The 25,421-nt window shown below is 57.0% G+C and carries 18 protein-coding genes, 2 tRNA genes and 3 rRNA genes; 11 read left to right on the forward strand and 12 right to left on the reverse strand.

Going from position 1 to position 25,421, the window contains the following annotated elements; translation table 11 throughout:
* The first annotated feature begins 76 nt into the window (after positions 1-76).
* Positions 77-2,005 (forward strand): transglycosylase SLT domain-containing protein, encoded by a 1,929-nt coding sequence (locus AB4N73_RS12865; protein WP_460143550.1) that lies wholly within the window; start codon positions 77-79, stop codon positions 2,003-2,005.
* A gap of 82 nt (positions 2,006-2,087) precedes the next feature.
* Here the strand turns inward: AB4N73_RS12865 and AB4N73_RS12870 are convergent, their stop codons facing one another.
* Complete coding sequence (locus tag AB4N73_RS12870) at positions 2,088-3,869, reverse strand: ABC transporter transmembrane domain-containing protein (protein WP_460143551.1); 1,782 nt, start codon at positions 3,867-3,869, stop codon at positions 2,088-2,090.
* 258 nt (positions 3,870-4,127) lie between these two features.
* On the opposite strand from AB4N73_RS12870, the gene AB4N73_RS12875 reads away from it, so the two are divergent.
* Positions 4,128-4,307: a PA1571 family protein gene (locus AB4N73_RS12875; RefSeq protein ID WP_024013646.1), complete on the forward strand. Its 180-nt coding sequence runs from the start codon at positions 4,128-4,130 to the stop codon at positions 4,305-4,307.
* Positions 4,308-4,460: 153 nt separating this feature from the next.
* Here AB4N73_RS12875 and pdxB read toward each other — a convergent pair whose 3' ends face one another.
* Positions 4,461-5,606 (reverse strand): 4-phosphoerythronate dehydrogenase PdxB, encoded by a 1,146-nt coding sequence (pdxB, locus tag AB4N73_RS12880; RefSeq protein WP_252882415.1) that lies wholly within the window; start codon positions 5,604-5,606, stop codon positions 4,461-4,463.
* A 160-nt stretch (positions 5,607-5,766) separates the two neighbouring features.
* On the opposite strand from pdxB, the gene AB4N73_RS12885 reads away from it, so the two are divergent.
* A complete protein-coding gene (locus AB4N73_RS12885; RefSeq protein ID WP_056791566.1) occupies positions 5,767-7,176 on the forward strand; it encodes an MATE family efflux transporter in 1,410 nt (469 codons plus the stop codon).
* A gap of 48 nt (positions 7,177-7,224) precedes the next feature.
* Here the strand turns inward: AB4N73_RS12885 and tusA are convergent, their stop codons facing one another.
* Together tusA and rlmM are read right to left on the reverse strand one after the other, a co-directional pair.
* Entirely contained in the window at positions 7,225-7,473 is a 249-nt protein-coding gene (gene tusA, locus AB4N73_RS12890; RefSeq protein WP_016775503.1) for a sulfurtransferase TusA, read from the reverse strand.
* Between the two features lie 162 nt (positions 7,474-7,635).
* Positions 7,636-8,709 carry a 23S rRNA (cytidine(2498)-2'-O)-methyltransferase RlmM gene (rlmM, locus tag AB4N73_RS12895; RefSeq protein ID WP_041477361.1) on the reverse strand — a complete coding sequence of 358 codons (1,074 nt, stop codon included), beginning with the start codon at positions 8,707-8,709 and terminating at the stop codon, positions 7,636-7,638.
* A gap of 222 nt (positions 8,710-8,931) precedes the next feature.
* On the opposite strand from rlmM, the gene acnA reads away from it, so the two are divergent.
* Complete coding sequence (acnA, locus tag AB4N73_RS12900; RefSeq protein ID WP_252878619.1) at positions 8,932-11,673, forward strand: aconitate hydratase AcnA; 2,742 nt, start codon at positions 8,932-8,934, stop codon at positions 11,671-11,673.
* Between the two features lie 314 nt (positions 11,674-11,987).
* On the opposite strand, the gene AB4N73_RS12905 is transcribed toward acnA, so the two are convergent.
* On the reverse strand, positions 11,988-12,476 hold the full coding sequence (locus AB4N73_RS12905; protein WP_016775506.1) for an SRPBCC family protein: 489 nt from the start codon (positions 12,474-12,476) through the stop codon (positions 11,988-11,990).
* A 176-nt stretch (positions 12,477-12,652) separates the two neighbouring features.
* On the opposite strand from AB4N73_RS12905, the gene AB4N73_RS12910 reads away from it, so the two are divergent.
* Together AB4N73_RS12910 and AB4N73_RS12915 are read left to right on the forward strand one after the other, a co-directional pair.
* Positions 12,653-13,567: an ADP-ribosylglycohydrolase family protein gene (locus tag AB4N73_RS12910; RefSeq protein WP_056791548.1), complete on the forward strand. Its 915-nt coding sequence runs from the start codon at positions 12,653-12,655 to the stop codon at positions 13,565-13,567.
* A 40-nt stretch (positions 13,568-13,607) separates the two neighbouring features.
* Positions 13,608-14,012: a lysozyme inhibitor LprI family protein gene (locus tag AB4N73_RS12915; protein WP_056791550.1), complete on the forward strand. Its 405-nt coding sequence runs from the start codon at positions 13,608-13,610 to the stop codon at positions 14,010-14,012.
* 44 nt (positions 14,013-14,056) lie between these two features.
* On the opposite strand, the gene mrdA is transcribed toward AB4N73_RS12915, so the two are convergent.
* The 6 genes from mrdA to AB4N73_RS12945 all read right to left on the reverse strand — a co-directional run bounded on the left by mrdA (position 14,057) and on the right by AB4N73_RS12945 (position 21,351).
* Entirely contained in the window at positions 14,057-15,949 is a 1,893-nt protein-coding gene (mrdA, locus tag AB4N73_RS12920; RefSeq protein WP_056791554.1) for a penicillin-binding protein 2, read from the reverse strand.
* Between the two features lie 191 nt (positions 15,950-16,140).
* Positions 16,141-16,256 (reverse strand): 5S ribosomal RNA (rrf, locus tag AB4N73_RS12925).
* A gap of 153 nt (positions 16,257-16,409) precedes the next feature.
* A 23S ribosomal RNA gene (locus tag AB4N73_RS12930) occupies positions 16,410-19,303 on the reverse strand.
* A gap of 247 nt (positions 19,304-19,550) precedes the next feature.
* Positions 19,551-19,626: transfer RNA gene (locus AB4N73_RS12935), tRNA-Ala, on the reverse strand.
* Positions 19,627-19,656: 30 nt separating this feature from the next.
* A tRNA-Ile gene (locus AB4N73_RS12940) sits at positions 19,657-19,733 on the reverse strand.
* Positions 19,734-19,814: 81 nt separating this feature from the next.
* Positions 19,815-21,351, reverse strand: a 16S ribosomal RNA gene (locus AB4N73_RS12945).
* Together the 16S, 23S and 5S rRNA genes with 2 tRNA genes alongside form the textbook arrangement of a ribosomal RNA operon.
* Before the next feature lie 486 nt (positions 21,352-21,837).
* Between AB4N73_RS12945 and AB4N73_RS12950 the strand changes: the two genes are divergently transcribed.
* The 3 genes from AB4N73_RS12950 (at position 21,838) to AB4N73_RS12960 (ending at position 23,355) form a co-directional block, all read left to right on the forward strand.
* Positions 21,838-22,026, forward strand: a complete 189-nt coding sequence (locus tag AB4N73_RS12950) for a hypothetical protein (protein ID WP_460143552.1) — start codon at positions 21,838-21,840, stop codon at positions 22,024-22,026.
* Positions 22,019-22,906, forward strand: coding sequence for a threonine/homoserine exporter RhtA (rhtA, locus tag AB4N73_RS12955; RefSeq protein WP_150638876.1), 888 nt, complete (start codon positions 22,019-22,021; stop codon positions 22,904-22,906). Before AB4N73_RS12950 ends, rhtA begins: the two co-directional genes overlap by 8 nt.
* A 167-nt stretch (positions 22,907-23,073) precedes the next feature.
* Complete coding sequence (locus AB4N73_RS12960; RefSeq protein ID WP_095182157.1) at positions 23,074-23,355, forward strand: hypothetical protein; 282 nt, start codon at positions 23,074-23,076, stop codon at positions 23,353-23,355.
* Here the strand turns inward: AB4N73_RS12960 and AB4N73_RS12965 are convergent, their stop codons facing one another.
* Entirely contained in the window at positions 23,356-23,925 is a 570-nt protein-coding gene (locus tag AB4N73_RS12965) for a TetR/AcrR family transcriptional regulator (RefSeq protein WP_460143553.1), read from the reverse strand.
* Positions 23,926-24,017: 92 nt separating this feature from the next.
* On the opposite strand from AB4N73_RS12965, the gene AB4N73_RS12970 reads away from it, so the two are divergent.
* Entirely contained in the window at positions 24,018-24,746 is a 729-nt protein-coding gene (locus AB4N73_RS12970) for an SDR family oxidoreductase (RefSeq protein ID WP_056788605.1), read from the forward strand.
* Positions 24,747-24,787: 41 nt separating this feature from the next.
* Positions 24,788-25,384, forward strand: a complete 597-nt coding sequence (locus tag AB4N73_RS12975) for a 2-hydroxychromene-2-carboxylate isomerase (RefSeq protein ID WP_056788602.1) — start codon at positions 24,788-24,790, stop codon at positions 25,382-25,384.
* Positions 25,385-25,421: the final 37 nt, after the last annotated feature.

Below are 25,421 nucleotides of genomic sequence, written 5' to 3' on the forward strand. Positions count from 1 at the left end.
GCAAAAGGCTAAGCTACAGTCAATTCAGTGCGGATTTCGATCGGCACTTGTCATGATTTCTCTGCCCGGATGTCTCATGCGCAGTCGCCTTTTCAGTGTTTTGTCCTGCTTGTTTCTTACCGCCGCTGCCGCTCAATCCGTCCAGGCGGTGGACTTGTCCACCCAACGCCAGTATTACGATGAAGCCAAGCGCGCCTTGGCCAAGGGTGATACCGGCCCGTATTTCCGTTACAGCCAGGCGCTGGCCGATTATCCGCTGGAACCGTATCTGGCCTACGACGAACTGACCGCGCGTCTGAAGACCGCGAGCAACGCAGAAATCGAGAAATTCCTCGCCGAACACGGTGACCTGCCGCAGGCCAACTGGATGAAACTGCGCTGGTTGCGCTGGCTCGCCGACCGTGGCGACTGGGCGACCTTCGTCAAGTACTACGATCCGAAGCTGAATTTCACTGAGCTCGACTGCCTCAACGCGCAGTACCAGATCAGCCACGACAAGAAAGCCGAAGGGTATGCCAGTGCGGAAAAACTCTGGCTGACCGGCAAATCGCAACCGGCTGCGTGTGACGCATTGTTCGGCATCTGGGCCGCCGATGGCCAGCTCACCGAGCAGAAACGCTGGGAGCGCACCAAACTTGCCGCGCAGGCGCGCAACTATCCGCTGGCCAACAGTCTGATCAACGGCCTGACCACCCTCGCCCCGCGCGGTCGCTTGCTGGTCGACGTGGCGCAGAAACCCGAACTGCTCAACCAGCCGTCGCGCTTCACCCCGGCCGACGAGCCGATGTCAGACGTCGTCAGCCTCGGCTTGCGCCGCCTCGCTCGGCAGGATCCGGACAAGGCCATGGCTTTGCTCGACGGATACGCCAGCAGCATGCATTTCTCTCGTGATGAGAAAGTCGCGATTGCTCGCGAGATCGGCCTGACCCTTGCGCGCCGCTTCGACAGCCGCGCGCTGGACGTGATGACCAAATACGATCCGGAGCTGCGCGACAACACCGTCTCGGAATGGCGCCTGCGCCTGCTGCTGCGTCTGGCACGCTGGAACGATGCCTACGAATTGACCAAGCGTCTGCCGCAAGACCTGGCCGCCACCAACCGTTGGCGCTATTGGCAGGCGCGCAGTCTGGAGCTGGCCGAGCCACAAAACCCGCAAGCGCTGACCCTGTACAAGAATCTGGCGCGGGAACGAGACTTCTACGGCTTCCTCGCCGCAGACCGTTCACAGTCGCCTTACTCGCTGAACAACAAGCCGCTGGTGCTCAGCCAAGCGTTGATCAACAAGGTTCGTAACACCCCCGGCGTGCGGCGCGCGCTGGAGTTTCATGCACGCGGGCAGATCGTCGACGGGCGTCGCGAGTGGTATCACGTCAGCCGTCATTTCAATCGCGATGAAATGGTCGCCCAGGCCAAACTGGCCTACGACCTGAAATGGTACTTTCCGGCGATTCGCACCATCAGTCAGGCACAGTACTGGGACGATCTGGACATCCGCTTCCCGATGGCTCACCGCGATACCCTCGTGCGTGAAGCCAAGGTTCGCGGCCTGCATTCGAGCTGGGTGTTCGCCATCACCCGGCAGGAAAGCGCCTTCATGGACGACGCGCGCTCCGGCGTCGGCGCCAGCGGTCTGATGCAACTGATGCCAGCCACCGCCAAGGAAACCGCACGCAAATTCAGCATCCCCTTGGCTTCGCCGCAGCAGGTGCTCAATCCAGAAAAGAACATTCAGCTCGGCGCCGCTTACCTCAGCCAGGTTCACAGCCAGTTCAACGGCAACCGCGTGCTCGCCTCCGCCGCTTACAACGCCGGGCCAGGCCGCGTGCGTCAGTGGCTGCGCGGCGCTGATCACCTGAGTTTCGACGTCTGGGTGGAAAGCATCCCGTTCGACGAAACCCGTCAATACGTGCAGAACGTGTTGTCCTACTCGGTGATCTACGGGCAAAAGCTCAACTCGCCGCAACCGCTGGTGGATTGGCATGAGCGGTATTTTGATGATCAGTAATCACCAAGCTGACGCCGGATCATGAAAAATGCCCGTATCGTGAGATACGGGCATTTTTTTGGTCGGTTACTTGGTCGATTGCTCAGTCTGCTGTGACAGATCGACCATCATTAAACTGCAACGCCGCCAGCCGTGCGTACAGCGGATTGCTGGCGATCAACTCCTGATGTGTCCCCACCGCTACCAGCTTGCCTTGATCCATCACCGCAATCCGGTCAGCGTTCTTCACCGTGGCCAGCCTGTGAGCGATCACCAGCGTGGTGCGGTTTTCCATCAGCGTTGGCAGGGCCTGCTGGATCAGATGTTCGCTCTGTGCGTCGAGGGCGCTGGTGGCTTCGTCAAGGAGCAGGATCGGCGCGTCCACTAGCAAGGCGCGGGCAATGGCCAGACGTTGGCGCTGACCGCCGGACAACCCGAGGCCGCCATCTCCCAGATGAGTCTGATAGCCGTCCGGCATTTGTTCGATGAAGTCGTGGGCGTGGGCAATTCGCGCAGCTTCCTTGACCTGTTCAAGCGTGGCCGTCGGGCAGCCGTAGCGAATGTTGTCCTCCACACTGCCGAAAAACAACGCGGGGGTTTGCGAGACCAGGGCGAAACAGCGGCGCAGATCCAGCGGGTCAAGGCTGGTCAGCGGCACGCCATCGAGGAAAATCTGCCCCTCGCGTGGATCGTAGAAGCGCAGCAACAAGTCGTAAACCGTGGACTTGCCCGCGCCCGACGGCCCCACTAATGCCAAGGTCTCGCCCGCCCTCACCGTCAGATTCAAGCCATCGACGGCGTAGCTTTCCGGACGCGAGGGGTAGGAAAAGCGCACGTCGCGCAGCTCAAGTTCACCTTTGACTCGCGCTGGCAGAGTGACCAGTCCGGTCAACGGTGGCTGGATGATGTTTTCCGAACGCAGCAATTCTGCGATCCGCTCCGCTGCGCCAGCAGCGCGCTGCAGCTCGCCGATCACTTCGCTCAGCGTGCCGAACGCACTACCGACAATCAGGCTGTAGAAAACGAACGCCGCCAGTTCCCCAGCCGAAATCCGCCCCGCCATCACATCCATGCCGCCGACCCACAACATCACCGCCACCGCGCCCAGCACGAGCACGATCACTAGCGTGATCAACCACGCCCTCTGGAAGATCCTCTTACGCGCGGTTTCGAACGCCTGCTCGACGGTAGAAGCGAAACGCTGCTCGTCCTGCACTTGATGGTTGTAGGCTTGCACGGTTTTGATCTGGCCGAGGGTTTCCGACACATAGCTGCCAATGTCGGCGATACGGTCCTGGCTCTGGCGCGACAGATTGCGCACGCGGCGGCCGAAAATCAGGATCGGCGCGATTACCAGCGGCAGTGCAATCACGACAATGCTGGTCAACTTCGGATTGGTGATGAACAGCAACACCACACCACCGATGACCATCAGCAGATTGCGCAGGAACAGCGAAAGCGACGAGCCGATCACCGATTGCAGCAGCGTGGTATCAGCGGTCAGACGCGACTGGATTTCCGAGCTGCGGTTGTCCTCATAAAAGCCCGGATGCAGATACACCAAGTGATTGAACACTTGGCGGCGAATGTCGGCGACCACGCGCTCGCCAACCCACGACACCAGATAGAACCGTGCGAAAGTGCCCAGTGCCAGCCCGAGCACCAACAGCATGAAAATTCCGATCGACTGATTGAGCAGATGCGGCGATCGAGTCATGAAGCCTTGGTCGACCAACAATTTGATGCCCTGCCCCATCGACAGGGTAATGCCGGCGGTGACGATCAGCGCGAGCAAAGCGCCGAAGGCATGCCAGCGGTACGGCAGGAGAAAATGACTGGTCAGGCGCAGGGCGCGCCGGTGTCGGGAAGAAAGCATGGAGATCATGGAGTTCACGTCTGCGCAGATGGATCGGGCCAGCCTACAGACTCAGATGGGGTGGAACTCTGTAAATCACAATGAGTCAGGTTAAATATGCCCGGGATGTCCGGATGCTAGAAACGATTGGTCTAAGGTTGCGGTTGAGACGAGCGGTCATTTCTGTTTGAGTAGAGATGCCGCCCGCCGACAGACCGCAGGGAGTTGTCACAGCCTGGTCACGTGGCGGTTTTAACTTAGGCACACAACCTGATGAGGAGACAGGCCATGTCCTTGCAACACAGCAGCGAAGACAAGATTGAAGTGATCCGCACCAAACCCGACCAGTCTCTGGGTTGCTCGATTATCGATGAGCAGGGCCGCGAAGTACCGATCACTGAAGACATGATCCAGGACGCATGCCGCGAACTGGAGAAGCGATTGGTCAAGCCTGCCGAACAAGAGTGATGTAGCACCGTCTTCCTGACCCGGCCCTGACTGGCCGGGTTTTTTATGTCTGTAATTTAGCTGCGAATCGTGTAGGAGCTGCCGAAGGCTGCGATCTTTTGATCTTCAAAAAGCAAGATCGAGAGATCGCAGCCTCGTTTCACTCGACAGCTCCTACAGGACACGGGTTGCCCCCAGCGCCGCCACAATCTGCCGCAACAACGGCGACTCCCCTTCAATCCGCACCTTCAGCCCTTCGATCTCGCGTCGCACCGGATATTGCTTGCGCAACGCGTCAAACGCCGAGCGCTGCTCAGCGACATTTCCCACCAGGCTGCGGCGGAAATCCGCATCATCGCGGCGCGGGTCATACACGCCCCGGCACAACATCGCCAGCGCCCACGCCGGATCGCTGTCACCGTGCAGGGAAACTTCCGACAACCAGGTTGCTGGCAGCAGATCGCTGAGCTGGATAGCTGCAGGTTGGCCGCTGAAAGCGCAGTAGGCCTGATAAATCTGCGCGGTCCCGCGTTGCTTGCCATCGAGGCTGTAACCGGCAATATGTGGCGTGGCCAATACGCAGAGTTCGGCCAACGCAGGGTCGACTTCCGGCTCTTTTTCCCAGACGTCGAGCACCGCTTGCAGGTCCTCGCGCTCCAGCAGCACCTCACGCAGCGCTGCATTGTCCACTACAGGGCCGCGCGCCGCGTTGATCAACCATGCACCTTGCTTGAGTTGTTGCAGACGCTGTTGATCGAACAGATGCCAGGTCGCGTTGTTGCCGCTACGGGTCAATGGCGTATGCAGACTGATCACGTCGCACTGCTCGATGATCTGCTCAAGGCTGACATAATCGCCGCCCTCGGCAGCCTGACGCGGCGGATCGCAAACCTTGACGTTCCAGCCCAAGCCCTTGAGAACCTTGATCAAGCGCCCCCCCACTTCACCGGCGCCGACGACGCCGTAAGTACGCTGCGTCAGATCAACCCCTTCGATTTCGGCCAGTGTCATCAGACTGCCCAGCACGTAGTCGACAACACCACGAGCATTGCAACCCGGCGCGCTCGACCAGCAGATCCCGGCCTCGTTGAAGTAATCGAGATCCAGATGATCGGTGCCGATGGTGCAGGTGCCGACAAAGCGCACTTTGCTGCCTTCAAGCAGCGCGCGATTGACGTTGGTCACCGAACGCACCAGCAACACATCGGCCTGCTCAACCGTCGCGCGGTCAATGGAGCGGCCCGGCACTCGGCGGATGTCGCCGAAACCGGCAAAAAAAGCATCGAGCAGCGGGATATTTTCGTCGGCAACAATCAGCATGGCGGGCTCCTTGGGCGGATCGGCAGTTTAGGTGCTGACGCGTCGATCAGCCAGCAGGGTTTGCACTTACAAATACGCAACAGAGGATATTTCCTGACCGAGGCGTCAGCGGCGTAGAATGCGCCGCTCTGCGCATCAATACTTTCTGGACGCTTTGCCTGTGAACCCTGTAACTGACCAACCTGTCGCCGTCTCGCTGAGCCGCCCTGCGCGGATTCGCCTGGAGTTGAAAAACCTGCTCGCCCTGGCCCTGCCGATCATCATCGCGCAACTGGCGACCACGGCCATGGGCTTCGTCGATGCGGTGATGGCCGGGCGCGTCGGCCCCAAGGACCTGGCGGCAGTGGCGCTGGGCAACTCGATCTGGGTTCCGGTGTTTCTATTGATGACCGGCACCCTGCTGGCCACCACACCAAAAGTCGCCCAGCGTTTCGGCGCCGGCAAGCACAGCGAAATTGGCCCGATTGTGCGTCAGGCGTTGTGGCTGGCATTGGTAGTCGGATTGATCGCCACCTCGATGCTGATCGCTGCCGAGCCGGTGCTGCACCTGATGAAGGTCGATCCCGAGCTGATCGGCCCGTGCATGCAATATCTGCACGGCATCGCCAGCGGCTTGCCGGCGGTGGCCCTCTATCACGTGCTGCGCTGCACCAGCGACGGCATCGGCCGCACCCGCCCGGCCATGGTGCTGGGCCTCTGTGGTCTGGCGCTGAACATCCCGCTGAACTACATCTTCATCTACGGTCACTTTGGCGTGCCGGCCATGGGCGGCGTCGGCTGCGGCTGGGCCACGGCGATCGTGATGTGGGTAATGGCGCTGGGCCTGGCCGGGTACGAACGCTGGGCACCGGCCTATCGCTCAAGCGAATTGTTCAGCCGTTTCGACTGGCCGCAGTGGGCGGTGATCAAACGTCTGCTGTCGATTGGTTTGCCGATCGGCATCGCGGTGTTTGCCGAGTCGAGCATTTTTGCCGTGATCGCCCTGCTGATCGGCAGCCTCGGCGCGACGGTGGTGGCCGGGCATCAGATCGCGCTGAACGTCAGCTCGCTGGTATTCATGATTCCCTATTCGCTGGGCATGGCGGTCACCGTGCGTGTCGGTCAGGCGCTTGGGCGCGAAGAACCGCGTGAAGCGCGCTTTGCCGCCGGAGTCGGCATGGGCACGGCGCTGGCCTACGCCTGCCTGTCGGCGAGCCTGATGCTGGCGCTGCGCGAGCCGATTGCGGCGATCTATACCGCTGATCCAACGGTGATTCACATTGCGGCGATGCTGATTGTCTATTCGGCGCTGTTCCAGTTTTCCGATGCAATCCAGGTGACTGCCGCCGGCGCACTGCGTGGCTATCAGGACACTCGGGTGACGATGATCCTGACTCTCTTCGCCTACTGGGGGATTGGTTTGCCGGTCGGTTATGCGCTGGGCCTGACCGATTGGCTCGGCGAGCCACGCGGTCCGAGCGGTTTGTGGCAGGGTTTGATTGTCGGCTTGAGCTGCGCAGCGTTGATGCTGTCGATTCGTCTGACACGCAGTGCGCGCAAACGCATTCGGATCAGTCGTTCGATGGGTTGATCACCCATAAAAAAAGACCTGCATTTGCAGGTCTTTTTTTGCCCTGAGTCAGGACTTCTTGCGAATCCAGTACAGATAGGTGCCGGCCTCTTCGTGCTGGCTGACCAGCTCATGGTCAAGAAACACGCAGAACTTGGGGATATCGCGCTTGGTCGAGGGATCGGTGGCGATCACCTTGAGCAAGCCGCCGGGCACCAGATCGCGGATGTGCTGGTGCAGCATCATCACCGGCTCCGGGCAATTGAGGCCGGTGGCGTCGAGGGTGCCGTCGACCGGGGTATCGATCATTTCACTCATGGTTCACTCCAGAAACTGGCCGGCATTGTCGCGCATTGCTTGGGATATCGTCCAACCCATGTGGGAGCGAGCCTGCTCGCGAGGGCAATCCGTCAGTGAACACATCGCTGGCTGCCCCACCGCTTTCGCGAGCAGGCTCGCTCCCACAGGTTCAGTGTTGTGTCAGCGCGATTTGGTTTTCCTGGTGTCGTGCCGGCGCAGATGGCAAGTCACTTCCTCGCGGTCGTGATATAGCTGCTTGCAGCCGATATCAACCTTGATCCCACGAGCCTTGAAACCATCGGCAATGCGCTCGAGCAGACGCTTCACTTCGGCATAACGCTGTTTCATCGGCAGCTTCAGGTTGACCACAGCCTCGCGGCAATGCCCCTCGCCGATCCACTCTTCCAGCATCGCCGCGTTGCGCGCCGGTTTCTCGACGATGTCGCAAACCATCCAGTCCACCGGCTGCTTCGGCTTGAAGGTAAAACCGTCCGCCATCAGATGCTGGACCAGCCCGGTTTCCATCAGGCTTTCAGCCATCGGGCCGTTGTCGATCGCCGTCACCAGCATGCCACGGTTGACCAGTTGCCAGGTCCAGCCGCCCGGTGCGGCGCCGAGGTCGACGCCGGTCATGTCGCTGTGCAGGCGGTCTTCCCACTGATCACGTGGAATGAAGTGGTGCCACGCCTCTTCCAGCTTCAAGGTCGAACGGCTGGGTGCCTCGCGAGGAAACTTCAGGCGCGGAATGCCCATCGGCCACATCGCCGAATTGCCGGCATCGGCCATGCCGAGAAACACTTCGCGGCCACTCTTGAAGGTCAGCAACAATCGCGGCTTGCTGGCGTCTTCCACCAGTTTGCCAGCGGCGGTCAGCGCCTTGCGCAGCGGGCCTTCGAATTTTTTGCAGAAATTCGACAGTTCCTTGCCGTCATTGGTATCGACCACTTCCAGCCACAGACTGCCAAACACCGGGAAATCGGCCATGTGCGCGAGGATCACGCTGATGCGATCGTTTTCCGGCAGATCAATGAAAAAGCCCCGCGCCCACTGCCGAGGGAAAATCAATTCGGCGAAACGCTGACCGCGCATCAGGCGTTCGGCGCCGTCGGCTTCAGTGCAGACAAACTCGGCGCAGGCCGTGGCGGTTTTGGCTTTGGCGTAACCGGCGACATTGAGACGGGCGGCGAGATCGGAAATCTCCGAACAGACTTCGCCTTCGAAGCCGGGCCGGCAATGCATGAATAGGGTGTTCATTCTTACTCCTGGGCAACGGTCGATCATTCGACCGTTGCGCGATGCTCAAGCCTTGCGTTGCCGCAATGCCTGTCACGAAAACCGGCGCATGATAGCTGAAGTCGGAACCATGGTTGCGCCGATAGAGTCCAGTTATTAGCCAGCTACTCAAAACAGGGCTAGGTTTAATGCTCTGCCCGTCCCCTCAGTCCGTAGCCGTGCGGACTCAAAGGAGTGATCGTAATGCCGTCCCTCGATAGTCTGAAGTCACTGAAAACCCTACAAATCGATGCCACGACCTACCATTATTTCAGCCTGCCGGAAGCCGCCAAAAGCCTGGGCGACCTCGACAAGCTGCCGATGTCGTTGAAGGTACTGCTGGAAAATCTGCTGCGCTGGGAAGACGAAAAAACCGTCACCGGCACTGACCTCAAAGCCATCGCCGCCTGGCTCAAGGAGCGCCGCTCTGATCGGGAAATCCAGTACCGCCCTGCCCGTGTATTGATGCAGGATTTTACCGGCGTCCCCGCCGTCGTCGATCTCGCCGCAATGCGCGCGGCGATGGCCAAGGCTGGTGGCGACCCGCAACGCATAAATCCGTTGTCGCCGGTGGATCTGGTGATCGACCACTCGGTGATGGTCGACAAGTTTGGCAGCGCCAGTGCGTTTGAACAGAACGTCGACATCGAAATGCAACGCAACGGCGAGCGCTATGCCTTTCTGCGCTGGGGCCAGAGTGCGTTCGATAACTTCAGCGTGGTCCCGCCGGGTACCGGCATCTGCCACCAGGTCAACCTCGAATATCTCGGCCGCACCGTTTGGACCAAAGACGAGGATGGCCGCACCTACGCGTTCCCCGACACGCTGGTCGGCACCGACTCCCACACCACCATGATCAACGGCCTCGGCGTACTCGGCTGGGGCGTGGGCGGGATCGAAGCGGAAGCGGCGATGCTTGGGCAACCGGTATCGATGCTGATTCCGGAAGTGATCGGCTTCAAACTCACCGGCAAACTCAAGGAAGGCATCACCGCCACCGATCTGGTGCTGACCGTAACGCAGATGCTGCGCAAGAAAGGCGTAGTCGGCAAATTCGTCGAGTTCTATGGCGATGGTCTCGCCGATCTGCCACTGGCCGACCGCGCAACCATCGCCAACATGGCCCCGGAATACGGTGCGACGTGCGGCTTCTTCCCGGTCGACGATGTCACGCTGGAATACCTGCGCCTGTCCGGCCGGCCGCCGGAAGTGGTGAAACTGGTCGAGGCCTACACCAAGGCTCAAGGCCTGTGGCGTCTGCCGGGTCAGGAGCCGGTGTTCACCGACAGCCTGGCCTTGGACATGGGCAGCGTAGAGGCCAGCCTGGCCGGACCGAAACGTCCGCAGGATCGAGTCTCCCTGCCGAACGTCGCGCAGGCCTTCAGTGATTTCATCGACCTGCAATTCAAACCCACCAGCAAGGAAGAAGGACGCCTTGAAAGCGAGGGTGGCGGCGGCGTAGCAGTGGGCAACGCCGATCTGGTGGGCGAAGCGGACTACGAATACGAGGGCAAGACCTATCGCCTGAAAAACGGTGCAGTGGTCATCGCCGCGATTACCTCCTGCACCAACACCTCCAACCCGAGCGTGATGATGGCTGCTGGACTGCTGGCGAAAAAAGCTGTCGAGAAAGGCCTGACGCGCAAGCCTTGGGTCAAAAGCTCACTGGCCCCTGGTTCGAAAGTCGTCACCGACTATTACAAGGCTGCCGGGCTGACTCAGTACCTTGATCAGCTCGGTTTTTCGTTGGTCGGCTATGGCTGCACCACCTGCATCGGCAACTCCGGGCCACTGCCGGAGCCGATCGAGAAAGCCATTCAGAAGGCCGATCTGACCGTCGCATCAGTCCTGTCCGGCAACCGCAATTTCGAAGGCCGTGTGCACCCACTGGTGAAGACCAACTGGCTGGCCTCGCCTCCTCTGGTCGTCGCTTACGCTTTGGCTGGCAGTGTGCGCACCGACATCAGCAGCGAACCGCTGGGTGAGGATCAGCAGGGCAATCCGGTGTACCTGCGCGATATCTGGCCGAGCAGCCGGGAAATTGCCGAGGCGGTGAATCAGGTCAACACAGCGATGTTCCACAAGGAATACGCCGAAGTGTTTGCCGGTGATGAGCAATGGCAGGCCATCGAGGTGCCGCAAGCGGCGACTTACGTGTGGCAGGACAATTCGACCTACATTCAGCATCCACCTTTCTTCGACGACATTTCCGGCCCTCTGCCGGAAGTCAAAGACGTCAAAGGCGCGCGGGTCTTGGCCTTGCTCGGCGATTCAGTGACCACCGACCACATCTCCCCCGCCGGCAACATCAAGATCGACAGCCCGGCCGGGCGATACCTGCAGGAAAAAGGCGTGGAGCCGCGCGACTTCAACTCCTACGGTTCCCGTCGCGGCAATCATGAAGTGATGATGCGCGGTACTTTTGCCAACATCCGTATTCGCAACGAGATGCTGGGTGGCGAGGAAGGTGGCAACACACTTTACATTCCCACCGGGGAAAAAATGGCGATCTATGACGCAGCGATGAAATATCAGGCGTCGGGTACGCCGTTGGTGGTGATTGCCGGTCAGGAGTACGGCACCGGATCGAGCCGTGACTGGGCGGCGAAAGGCACCAATCTGCTGGGCGTCAAAGCGGTGATTGCGGAGAGCTTCGAACGTATTCACCGCTCGAATCTGGTCGGCATGGGTGTGCTGCCGTTGCAGTTCAAGCTTGATCAGAATCGCAAGAGTCTCAATCTGACCGGCAAAGAGACGTTCGAGATTCTGGGATTGACCGGCGTCGAGCTGAGGCCGCGGATGAACCTGCCGCTGGTTATCACTCGGGAGGATGGGCGTCAGGAGAGAATCGAAGTCTTGTGCCGCATTGATACGCTGAATGAGGTCGAGTACTTCAAATCCGGGGGGATCCTGCATTATGTGTTGCGGCAGTTGATTGCTTCGTGACGGGATGACATTCGCGCAGGCTGTGATCTTTTTGACCTGGCTTTTAAAAGCAGGATCAAAAGATCGCAGCCTTCGGCGGCTCCTACATTCAGGCGAAAAAAAACCCGCCGAAGCGGGTTTTTCCCAAGACCATTATCGACTCCCTGTCGGCAGCGATCCTTGCGATGGTCGATCGTCCATGATCCTGAAACACTCCCTGTGTCTCAGTTGATGTGTGTAGATTACCCAGTGGATCCAATCAGCAATAGTCGTAAAAGCTACCAATGCGTGTAAGACATTCGCCATACAAACACTGCCGAAAACCCTTAGACCTGTCAGGCACCGCCGCTTTCACGAGCCCTGGCGCTTTCGGCGAGAAACTGTTCAAGCCTGCTCAACTGCTCCTCCCAGCCGCGACTGTCCATGTAATACGCCTCTTTCTGACGGATATCAGGGATGTGCGCGAAGCCGGACTCCGAGACCTTGAGTAGAGTGCCGTCCTCGAAGTCCTGCAATTCGAACTTGACCAGCGTGGTCGGCTCTTGCGAGTAGTCGATCTTCGGGTTGACCGCATACGGGTGCCAGCGGAAAGAAAACAACTGCTGCGGCTCGACCCGCTCGATCAGCACATTCCACAATACGTGTTCATAACCGGGGTACGTGACCTGGCCCTGCGTCCACTCACCGGCAATGAAGCGCCGGCCCTCAAGTGCCACGCCAAACCACTGACCGAACGCCTCTGCATCGACCAATGCGCGCCAGACATGGGAACGCGACGCCTTGAGCGTGATCTTGCGTTCGAAACTGTTAGGTACTGGTTTCATACGTCACCTCCTGTTCTGAACACTAGGCCTGTATGACCACATGTCCAATGCGAAGTTGTATCCAGGCGCTGCAGGCATCGATTCGAGCGGACACATCCTGCGGTAGTTTGCGCTCTGTGATCGGCGCCGCCTGACCTGTTATCTTTCCAGCGAATCCGCAGAAACAAGGACGAATCATGCAGCCCTCTCTTGCCGATCGGTATCGCGGCGCCCTCCTCGGCCTGGCTTGCGGCGATGCGGTCGGCACAACAGTTGAGTTCCAGCCGCGAGGATCATTCCAGCCGCTGAGCGACATGGTCGGCGGTGGCCCGTTCCAGCTCAAGCCAGGGCAATGGACCGATGACACCTCAATGGCACTCTGCCTGGCCGAGAGCCTGCTGCGCAAAAACGGTTTCGACGCGGCTGATCAGATGGGCCGCTATCTCAATTGGTGGAAATGGGGATACCTGAGCTCCACCGGGGAATGTTTCGACATCGGCATGACCGTTAGCCAGGCGCTGGAACAGTTTCAGCGAACCGGGAAGCCTTTCGCGGGGTCGACTGATCCATTGACTGCTGGCAACGGGTCGCTGATGCGATTGGCTCCTGTCGTACTGTTTTATTTTCCCGACGCTAGACAGATCCAGATCCACGCTGCCGACAGTTCGCGCACAACCCATGCGGCGCCGGAGGCAATCGAGTGCTGCCAATTGCTGGCTGATCTGATCGCACGAGCGCTTGAGGGAGCCGACAAAACGCAACTGCGCCAATCGCTACTTGCAGAGTATTCGCAACCCAAGGTGGTTGCGATCGCGCGGGGTGAGTATCTCGGCAAAAAAGAAAACGAAATCAAGGGCAGCGGCTATAGCGTGCAATCATTGGAAGCCGCTTTGTGGTGCTTCCATCACACGCAAACGTACGCTGACGCGATACTGAAAGCAGCCAATCTCGGCGATGATGCGGATACCACAGCTGCTATCGTGGGTCAGTTGGCCGGTACTTACTACGGCGCTCGGGCAATTCCCGAGCACTGGCTGGAGCGGCTGCATGACGGCGAGGAAATTACGGCCACTGCGGATCGCTTGCTTGAGGCCTCCCGGCTACGTACATAACACTCGATACACTCTTTCCACTCGATACAGCGAGAACCTTATGTCAGTGCGTCTGCTTCTGGCCTCTGCGCCCTTTTTGTTTGCCCCTTTCGCCCATGCCGCCGTTGATTGCGCCAACGCCAGCGATCAGGCGACGATGAATCAATGCGCGGGGCAAGCCTTCAAAGCGGCAGACAAGGAACTGAATACGCTCTATCAGCAGATCACCGGACGCCTGAAGGACAACCCGGACGGAAAGAAGCTGCTGGTCAACGCGCAGCGGGCGTGGGTCAGCTTTCGGGATGCCGAGTGCAAGTTTTCGGCTTCTGGGGTGGCAGGCGGGAGTGTGTATCCATTGGTTTACAGTAGTTGTCTTACAGACGTAACCAAGGCCAGAGTAGAAACCCTCAAGCAGTATTTGAAATGTGAGGAAGGTGATATGAGCTGCCCGGTACCCGGTGCGTAATCACAGGCGCCGCTTACGGAGCCTGTGCTGTGAACCGTTACGCCTCAGACGTGAGGATCGCCCGGCGCTTTGCTCGGCGCAGCGTATTGAGGTTTAAGGTGACCATCCTGATCGAGTAACCAGGCGTCCATGATCTGCCGCACTACTGGACCGGCAACACGACCACCCGCCTCGCCGTTCTCGATCATTACCGAGATGGCGATCTTCGGATGCTCGGCCGGTGCGAATCCTACAAACAGGGCGTTGTCACGGTGGCGCTCGAGGGTTTTCTCACGGTTGTAACGCTCACCCTGCTTGATCGCCACCACCTGCGCCGTACCACTCTTGCCGGCGATGCGATATTGCGCCCCCGCAGCGGCCGCACGGGCAATGCCTCGAGCATCGTGCATGACCATCTGCATACCGTGGTTGACCTGCTCCCAATCGCGCGGATCTTTAAGCAGGATATTTGGCATTGGATGCTCGTCGACCGGTGCTACACCGTCGACCGACTTGGCCAAATGCGGCCGATTCCATATCCCCTTATTGGCGATCAGGGCAGTGGCCTGGGCCAATTGCAGCGGTGTGACCTGCATGTATCCCTGGCCGATGCCGAGAATAACCGTCTCGCCGGGATACCAGGCCTGTCGCCGTGTAGCGCGTTTCCACGCTTGCGACGGCATCAGACCGGGGGACTCTTCAAACATGTCCAGCGAGACTTTTTCACCAAGGCCGAACATCGCCATGTAGTCGTGCAGACGATCGATGCCAAGCTTGTGCGCCAGATCATAGAAGTAGGTGTCGTTCGAGCGCATGATCGCCGCGTCCATGTCCACCCAACCATCACCGCTGTGGTTCCAGTTGCGATACTTGTGGTCGAAGTCCGGTAATTGGTAATAGCCGGGATCGAATACGCGGGTCTGCGGGGTCACGACGCCGGCGTCCAGACCAGCGATAGCGACTTCCGGCTTGATCGTCGAGCCCGGGGCGTACAGACCACGCAACACGCGGTTGAACAATGGCCGATCGATGGAATCCCGCAGCGCTGAATATTCCTTCGAACTGATCCCGGTGACGAACAGATTCGGATCGAAACTCGGATTGCTGACCATCGCCAGCACTTCTCCGGTGGACGGGTCGAGAGCTACCACTGAACCACGACGGTCGCCCAAAGCAGCTTCGGCGGCTTCCTGCAGTTTGACGTCAAGACTGAGGACGATGTTTTTACCTGGCACCGGATCGGTATGTTTGAGCACCCGCAGCACGCGGCCTTGAGCATTGGTCTCGACTTCTTCGTAACCGACATGGCCGTGTAACTGCGCCTCATAGAAACGCTCGATACCGGTTTTACCAATGGACTGCGTACCTCGGTACTCCACGGAGTCGAGGGTTTTAGCTTCCTTTTCATTGATCCGACCGACATAACCGATCGAATGAGCGAAATGTGCGCCGAGAGGATAGTGCCGGACAAACTGCGGTTCGACATCAATCCCCGGCAGGCGAAATTCGTTCACCGCCAGGACGGCGATCTGCTCTTCCGTCAGCTCATAAAACAGTGTGACCGGTGTGAATGGATGCCGGGATTGCTTCATCGCCTTGTCGAATACCGTACGGTCTTCAGCAGGCAAGTGCAGCAAGTTGATGACTTCGTCCAATTCTTGATTGACGTCGGTTGCACGCTCACGGGTGATGGTCAGGTTGTAGCTGGGACGGTTGTCGGCGAGTAATACGCCGTTGCGGTCGTAGATCAATCCCCGCGTCGGCGGTATCGGCAGGACATGGACACGGTTGTTTTCGGAGATGGTCGAGTGGTAATCGAATTCCACGACCTGGAGAATGTACAGGCGCACCACCAAAGCGCAGCTGATGGCGAACACGAACAGAGCACAGGCAATCAAGCGTTTGTTGACCAGCCTCGTCTCTTTTTCATGGTCCTTGATCGGGATTGGTTCAGGCATTTCTACAGCAACTCTTAGACGTAAATGAGTGCCGATCCGTGGGCAGGACATCAGTCCGTTAAAAAACGAGCTGCACCATACCAAAACTCGCCATCCACTTCAGGATGAATTTCCCCGGTGGCAGGCTAAAAACTTTCTCGCAGGCAAAACAAAACCCCAACTGCTTTCGCAATTGGGGTTTCGGAATTTAATCTTGACGATGACCTACTCTCACATGGGGAAACCCCACACTACCATCGGCGATGCATCGTTTCACTGCTGAGTTCGGGATGGGATCAGGTGGTTCCAACGCTCTATGGTCGTCAAGAAATTCGGGTACTGACTCGGGACCAGATGGCCTCGCTTCAGAAAATTGGGTATGTGACAGCTGGTGTTTGTGCGTTTCGAACTTTCGGTTCGTTTCGTCTTCACACACCGCAATCTGGTGCCTTTTCAGGTCAGCAAATTGCTTGGGTGTTATATGGTCAAGCCTCACGGGCAATTAGTATTGGTTAGCTCAACGCCTCACAGCGCTTACACACCCAACCTATCAACGTCGTAGTCTTCGACGGCCCTTCAGGGAACTCAAGGTTCCAGTGAGATCTCATCTTGAGGCAAGTTTCCCGCTTAGATGCTTTCAGCGGTTATCTTTCCCGAACATAGCTACCCGGCAATGCCACTGGCGTGACAACCGGAACACCAGAGGTTCGTCCACTCCGGTCCTCTCGTACTAGGAGCAGCCCCTCTCAAATCTCAAACGTCCACGGCAGATAGGGACCGAACTGTCTCACGACGTTCTAAACCCAGCTCGCGTACCACTTTAAATGGCGAACAGCCATACCCTTGGGACCGGCTTCAGCCCCAGGATGTGATGAGCCGACATCGAGGTGCCAAACACCGCCGTCGATATGAACTCTTGGGCGGTATCAGCCTGTTATCCCCGGAGTACCTTTTATCCGTTGAGCGATGGCCCTTCCATACAGAACCACCGGATCACTAAGACCTACTTTCGTACCTGCTCGACGTGTCTGTCTCGCAGTCAAGCGCGCTTTTGCCTTTATACTCTACGACCGATTTCCGACCGGTCTGAGCGCACCTTCGTACTCCTCCGTTACTCTTTAGGAGGAGACCGCCCCAGTCAAACTACCCACCATACACTGTCCTCGATCCGGATAACGGACCTGAGTTAGAACCTCAAAGTTGCCAGGGTGGTATTTCAAGGATGGCTCCACGCGAACTGGCGTCCACGCTTCAAAGCCTCCCACCTATCCTACACAAGCAAATTCAAAGTCCAGTGCAAAGCTATAGTAAAGGTTCACGGGGTCTTTCCGTCTAGCCGCGGATACACTGCATCTTCACAGCGATTTCAATTTCACTGAGTCTCGGGTGGAGACAGCGCCGCCATCGTTACGCCATTCGTGCAGGTCGGAACTTACCCGACAAGGAATTTCGCTACCTTAGGACCGTTATAGTTACGGCCGCCGTTTACCGGGGCTTCGATCAAGAGCTTCGCGTTAGCTAACCCCATCAATTAACCTTCCGGCACCGGGCAGGCGTCACACCCTATACGTCCACTTTCGTGTTTGCAGAGTGCTGTGTTTTTAATAAACAGTCGCAGCGGCCTGGTATCTTCGACCGGCATGAGCTTACGGAGCAAGTCCTTCACCCTCACCGGCGCACCTTCTCCCGAAGTTACGGTGCCATTTTGCCTAGTTCCTTCACCCGAGTTCTCTCAAGCGCCTTGGTATTCTCTACCCAACCACCTGTGTCGGTTTGGGGTACGGTTCCTGGTTACCTGAAGCTTAGAAGCTTTTCTTGGAAGCATGGCATCAACCACTTCGTCACCCAAAGGGTAACTCGTCATCAGCTCTCGGCCTTAAGATCCCGGATTTACCTAAGATCTCAGCCTACCACCTTAAACTTGGACAACCAACGCCAAGCTGGCCTAGCCTTCTCCGTCCCTCCATCGCAATAACCAGAAGTACAGGAATATTAACCTGTTTTCCATCGACTACGCTTTTCAGCCTCGCCTTAGGGACCGACTAACCCTGCGTCGATTAACGTTGCGCAGGAAACCTTGGTCTTTCGGCGTGGGTGTTTTTCACACCCATTGTCGTTACTCATGTCAGCATTCGCACTTCTGATACCTCCAGCAAGCTTCTCAACTCACCTTCACAGGCTTACAGAACGCTCCTCTACCGCATCACCCGAAGGTGATACCCGTAGCTTCGGTGTATGGTTTGAGCCCCGTTACATCTTCCGCGCAGGCCGACTCGACTAGTGAGCTATTACGCTTTCTTTAAAGGGTGGCTGCTTCTAAGCCAACCTCCTAGCTGTCTAAGCCTTCCCACATCGTTTCCCACTTAACCATAACTTTGGGACCTTAGCTGACGGTCTGGGTTGTTTCCCTTTTCACGACGGACGTTAGCACCCGCCGTGTGTCTCCCATGCTCGGCACTTGTAGGTATTCGGAGTTTGCATCGGTTTGGTAAGTCGGGATGACCCCCTAGCCGAAACAGTGCTCTACCCCCTACAGTGATACATGAGGCGCTACCTAAATAGCTTTCGAGGAGAACCAGCTATCTCCGAGCTTGATTAGCCTTTCACTCCGATCCACAGGTCATCCGCTAACTTTTCAACGGTAGTCGGTTCGGTCCTCCAGTCAGTGTTACCTAACCTTCAACCTGCCCATGGATAGATCGCCCGGTTTCGGGTCTATTCCCAGCGACTAGACGCCCTATTAAGACTCGCTTTCGCTACGCCTCCCCTATTCGGTTAAGCTCGCCACTGAAAATAAGTCGCTGACCCATTATACAAAAGGTACGCAGTCACAGAACAAAGTCTGCTCCCACTGCTTGTACGCATACGGTTTCAGGATCTATTTCACTCCCCTCTCCGGGGTTCTTTTCGCCTTTCCCTCACGGTACTAGTTCACTATCGGTCAGTCAGTAGTATTTAGCCTTGGAGGATGGTCCCCCCATATTCAGACAAAGTTTCTCGTGCTCCGTCCTACTCGATTTCATGACTAAGAGATTTTCGCGTACAGGGCTATCACCCACTATGGCCGCACTTTCCAGAGCGTTCCGCTAATCTCAAAGCCACTTAAGGGCTAGTCCCCGTTCGCTCGCCACTACTAAGGGAATCTCGGTTGATTTCTTTTCCTCAGGGTACTTAGATGTTTCAGTTCCCCTGGTTCGCCTCTTGCACCTATGTATTCAGTACAAGATAACCATCTTATGATGGCTGGGTTCCCCCATTCAGACATCTCCGGATCAAAGTCTGTTTGCCGACTCCCCGAAGCTTTTCGCAGGCTACCACGTCTTTCATCGCCTCTGACTGCCAAGGCATCCACCGTATGCGCTTCTTCACTTGACCATATAACCCCAAGCAATCTGGTTATACTGTGAAGACGACATTCGCCGAAAATTCGAATTTCTCAACTAAGAGAACTCACAAATTTTACCTTAGCCTGATCCGTTACCAGTGAAAGTAACGTTCAGTCTATCTTTCTATCACATACCCAAATTTTTAAAGAACGATCTAGTCAAAGACTAGAAATCAACATTCATCACCAAACCGGTGGAATGCTCATTTCTAAGCTTTCAAACTTCAGAAGCAGTAGTGGTGGAGCCAAGCGGGATCGAACCGCTGACCTCCTGCGTGCAAGGCAGGCGCTCTCCCAGCTGAGCTATGGCCCCGTATTTCTACAGGCGTTTCCCACACAAAATTGGTGGGTCTGGGCAGATTCGAACTGCCGACCTCACCCTTATCAGGGGTGCGCTCTAACCAACTGAGCTACAGACCCAATTTCGGGCTGCTTCTATCGTCTTCTTCAATGAATCAAGCAATTCGTGTGGGAGCTCATGCAGCAGCTGATGTCGTCGATTAAGGAGGTGATCCAGCCGCAGGTTCCCCTACGGCTACCTTGTTACGACTTCACCCCAGTCATGAATCACACCGTGGTAACCGTCCTCCCGAAGGTTAGACTAGCTACTTCTGGTGCAACCCACTCCCATGGTGTGACGGGCGGTGTGTACAAGGCCCGGGAACGTATTCACCGCGACATTCTGATTCGCGATTACTAGCGATTCCGACTTCACGCAGTCGAGTTGCAGACTGCGATCCGGACTACGATCGGTTTTATGGGATTAGCTCCACCTCGCGGCTTGGCAACCCTTTGTACCGACCATTGTAGCACGTGTGTAGCCCAGGCCGTAAGGGCCATGATGACTTGACGTCATCCCCACCTTCCTCCGGTTTGTCACCGGCAGTCTCCTTAGAGTGCCCACCATTACGTGCTGGTAACTAAGGACAAGGGTTGCGCTCGTTACGGGACTTAACCCAACATCTCACGACACGAGCTGACGACAGCCATGCAGCACCTGTCTCAATGTTCCCGAAGGCACCAATCCATCTCTGGAAAGTTCATTGGATGTCAAGGCCTGGTAAGGTTCTTCGCGTTGCTTCGAATTAAACCACATGCTCCACCGCTTGTGCGGGCCCCCGTCAATTCATTTGAGTTTTAACCTTGCGGCCGTACTCCCCAGGCGGTCAACTTAATGCGTTAGCTGCGCCACTAAGAGCTCAAGGCTCCCAACGGCTAGTTGACATCGTTTACGGCGTGGACTACCAGGGTATCTAATCCTGTTTGCTCCCCACGCTTTCGCACCTCAGTGTCAGTATCAGTCCAGGTGGTCGCCTTCGCCACTGGTGTTCCTTCCTATATCTACGCATTTCACCGCTACACAGGAAATTCCACCACCCTCTACCATACTCTAGCTTGCCAGTTTTGGATGCAGTTCCCAGGTTGAGCCCGGGGATTTCACATCCAACTTAACAAACCACCTACGCGCGCTTTACGCCCAGTAATTCCGATTAACGCTTGCACCCTCTGTATTACCGCGGCTGCTGGCACAGAGTTAGCCGGTGCTTATTCTGTCGGTAACGTCAAAATTGCAGAGTATTAATCTACAACCCTTCCTCCCAACTTAAAGTGCTTTACAATCCGAAGACCTTCTTCACACACGCGGCATGGCTGGATCAGGCTTTCGCCCATTGTCCAATATTCCCCACTGCTGCCTCCCGTAGGAGTCTGGACCGTGTCTCAGTTCCAGTGTGACTGATCATCCTCTCAGACCAGTTACGGATCGTCGCCTTGGTGAGCCATTACCTCACCAACTAGCTAATCCGACCTAGGCTCATCTGATAGCGCAAGGCCCGAAGGTCCCCTGCTTTCTCCCGTAGGACGTATGCGGTATTAGCGTTCCTTTCGAAACGTTGTCCCCCACTACCAGGCAGATTCCTAGGCATTACTCACCCGTCCGCCGCTGAATCCAGGAGCAAGCTCCTCTCATCCGCTCGACTTGCATGTGTTAGGCCTGCCGCCAGCGTTCAATCTGAGCCATGATCAAACTCTTCAGTTCAAACATCTTTGGGTTTTTAAGAAACCCTAAACTTGGCTCAGCAATCGTTGGTTACATCTTTGATTTCTCGCGGAGTAACTTGTGATGCTGATAATCTTGTTGACTATCAGTCTGACTGCACAAGCACCCACACGAATTGCTTGATTCAGTTGTTAAAGAGCGGTTGGTTAAGATCTTTCGTCTCAACCGAGGCGCGCATTCTACAGCAGCCTCATTTGCTGTCAAGTGATTATTTTCAGAAGTTTTCGAAGAATTCTTCAACAACTTCAACCACTTGCGCTTCCGATCTCTCGTTAGCGGGAGGCGAATTCTACAGCGTTAATCGCTGCTGTCAACACCTCTTTTTTTCCGCTTTCGACCGAGAAGATCGAACCGTTAAAAGAGCTACACATCGCTGCCCTTTCAACTCCTTCCAGGCTTCGATGATCTGAAGCAAGCCGCTGTCGAAAACCGCGTAACTCTTTGAATATCAAGGAGTTTTCCGTTTTGACTGCGCCGGAAGTGGGGCGAATTATAGACCTCTGGAATCTGCCGTCAACCGTTAATTTCGCTTTTCTTTCAAATCAGCAAAAACGCTTTCTATATATAGACGCGACCCCATCCAATGCGCAGTATATTGCCCACTACCACAACAATACTGTGTTTTTGCCTTGGATGCTGCCGCGCAATGAATGATCAACCCCGCTCCCTTGCTTCCACATTGTTTCCGGTTTGCCTGCTCATGATAGCCATGGCGTCCATCCAGTCGGGCGCTTCTCTGGCCAAAAGCATGTTCCCCATTATCGGCGCACAAGGAACAACCACGCTGCGCCTGATCTTTGCCAGCGTCATCATGCTGCTGTTGCTCCGCCCATGGCGCGCAAAGTTGACCGCCAAATCCCTTCGTACCGTCATCGTCTATGGGATGGCACTGGGAGGAATGAACTTCCTCTTTTATATGTCGCTGCGCACAGTGCCGCTGGGCATCGCCGTTGCGCTGGAATTCACCGGCCCATTGGCGGTAGCTATATATGCCTCCCGCCGCGCCATCGATTTTGTCTGGATCGCGCTCGCTGCAGCCGGTTTGCTCCTATTAATACCTACTGGGGCAACCACTGCTGGCATTGACCTCGTCGGAGCGGGCTATGCGCTCGGCGCCGGGGTTTGCTGGGCGCTGTACATTTTGTTCGGGCAAAAGGCCGGCGCCGACAACGGGGTGACGACGGCAGCCCTCGGCGTAATGATCGCCGCGCTGTTCGTGGCACCGATCGGAATCGTTCATGCCGGTGCTGCGCTGCTTACACCATCGTTGATTCCAGTCGCTATCGGCGTTGCCATTCTGTCGACCGCCCTGCCCTATACCCTGGAGATGGTCGCGCTGACGCGTATGCCCGCGCGCACCTTCGGCACGCTCATGAGTATCGAGCCGGCCTTCGGCGCGCTGTCAGGTCTGCTTTTTCTCCAGGAATACCTTTCATTGTCACAATGGCTGGCCATCCTGTGCATTATTCTGGCTTCAGTGGGCGCAACCATGACCATGGGTAGCGGAGCAAAGCCTGCTGTCGCGGCTGACTGAAGCGTAGCGAAAGTGGCTCTGGTAATTGGCGCTCATTTAGGCCATGTTTAGCTGCGTAACCCATCGCCAGGCATGGATTTTTTCGCAAAGGACGGCACCACGCTGCAAACGCGAGCGAATACAGGCAGACCCGAGCACCAGACTCGCGGCCGCTATTAAGGATGGTAATGAAACGAATTTTGCTAATGATCGCCCTGCTGGCGATCGCGAGTTGCGCGGCGACTTCGGAAACCCAGGTCAAACGCGGCAAGAAGGGACTGCACATCAACTGTTCCGGTCTTTCATCCTCATGGGACAAGTGCTACACCAGCGCAGCCAACTCCTGCGCCCCCAAGGGTTACAAGGTGATCGCCAAATCCGGGGATGTCGTCGAGGAACCTGGCGATTATCCGTTCGGCCTGAACCCCGCCGGTTATACCAGCCGCAGCATGATCGTCATCTGCAAATAACTACTCGGCTCGCGGCAAAGCGAGCTGACGTGTAATTTCCTCGTGACTCGAGCGCAACACCGTTCGCTGCACGTCCGGTGTTGCCAGCATTCGCGCGACCACCAACGCACCCACACATTGAGACAGCACCGACCAGGCCAGACTCTCGCTTTCCAGTATCTCAGCCCAGCCCTGCTGAAGACGGCAGATCCACTGTTCAGCCTGCTCACGCACCTGCATATCGGCACGGGCAACCTCTGCGCCCAATGTCGGCAGCGCGCAACCGGACTCTGGTTGCTCGACGTGGGCCATGCTCAGGTACTTCTTCAGACAACGCTCCAGCCGCTGCCTATCTGCACCGCCCTGGCCACCAAGGCGCTCAAGACTTTCACTCAACTCTCGCTCGACGATGGCAGCGAACAACGCATCCTTGGATGAAAAGTGGCTGTAGAACGCGGCGCCACTCAAACCGATGGCTTTCATCAGGCCATCCACGCCCACCGTGGAAAACCCCGATTTCTTCGCCGACAGCGCGCTGCTTTGCAGCAATCGTTCGCGGGTTTCCGATTTGTGTCCGGCCGAATAACGCATGTCCTCTCCTGAAAATAGATCGCCTTGACGCTGCCCGGATCCTAGCATAACGTTCGTTAACTAAACGATCGTTAACCAAAAGGGATTCATCCATGAATAACAACAAGGTCGTGTTGGTTGTCGGTGCCGGCGATGCCACGGGTGGGGCCATCGCCAAGCGCTTTGCCAGTGAAGGGTTCATTGCCTGCGTAACCCGTCGCAGCGCCGACAAGCTGCAGCCACTGGTTGACGCAATCATCGCTGAGGGCGGTGAGGCCCATGGTTTTGCCTGCGATGCGCGCAAGGAAGAAGACGTCATCGCCTTGATCGAAGACATCGAAACCCGCGTCGGCCCGATCGAAGCCTTTGTTTTCAACATCGGCGCCAACGTGCCCTGCAGCATTCTCGAAGAAACCGCGCGCAAATATTTCAAGATCTGGGAGATGGCCTGCTTCTCCGGTTTTCTCAATGCCCGTGAAGTGGCCAAGCGCATGGTCACTCGGCAGCGCGGTACGATTCTGTTCACTGGTGCCACGGCCGGGCTGCGCGGTGCTTCTGGATTTGCCGCTTTCGCTGGAGCCAAACATGGCATCCGCGCACTCGCGCAAAGCATGGCGAGAGAGTTGGGGCCGATGAACATTCATGTCGCCCACGTCGTGGTTGATGGTGCGATCGATACCGACTTCATCCGCAACAGCTTTCCCGAGAAATACGCGACCAAGGATCAGGACGGCATTCTCGATCCAGAGCACATCGCCGAAAACTATTGGTTTCTGCACAGTCAGCCACGGGATGCCTGGACTTTTGAGCTGGACCTGCGTCCTTGGAACGAACGCTGGTAAGCCCTCCCCCCTCATTACAACAATAAGAGAGCAATTTGATCATGACGAAAACTGTGGAATTCTATTTCGACCTCGGCAGCCCCGCCACCTATCTGGCGCACACTCAGCTAGCGAAAATCTGCGCCGATACCCAGAGCGAACTGATCTACATCCCGATGCTGTTGGGTGGCGTGTTCAAAGCCACCGGCAACGCTTCGCCGGCAATGATTCCGGCCAAGGGCCGCTACATGTTTCAGGACCTCGATCGCTTCGCCAAACGCTACGGCGTACAGCTCAGATTCAATCCGCACTTTCCAATCAACACACTGATATTGATGCGTGCCGTCACTGGCATGCAGATGCGCCAGCCGCAGCGTTTCGCCGAATTCGTCGATTGCCTGTTCAGGGCGCTTTGGGTAGAAGGTCGTAACCTCAACGATCCGCAAACCATTGCTGCCGTGCTGACTGAAAACGGCTTCGACCCCCAAGAGATAATCGCGCTGACCAACGACGAATCAGTAAAAGCCGCACTCAAGGAAAACACCGAAGCCGCGATCAAGCGCGGCGTTTTCGGTGCCCCCAGCATGTTTATCGGCGATCAGTTGTTCTTCGGTCAGGATCGACTCGACTTCGTGGAAGAGGCATTGCGCCAGGACTGAAGCCAAGCCCCAAGGCATCGCGAGCGGTGCCTTGGGT

The sequence above is a fragment of the Pseudomonas sp. S3_B08 genome (assembly GCF_054667725.1).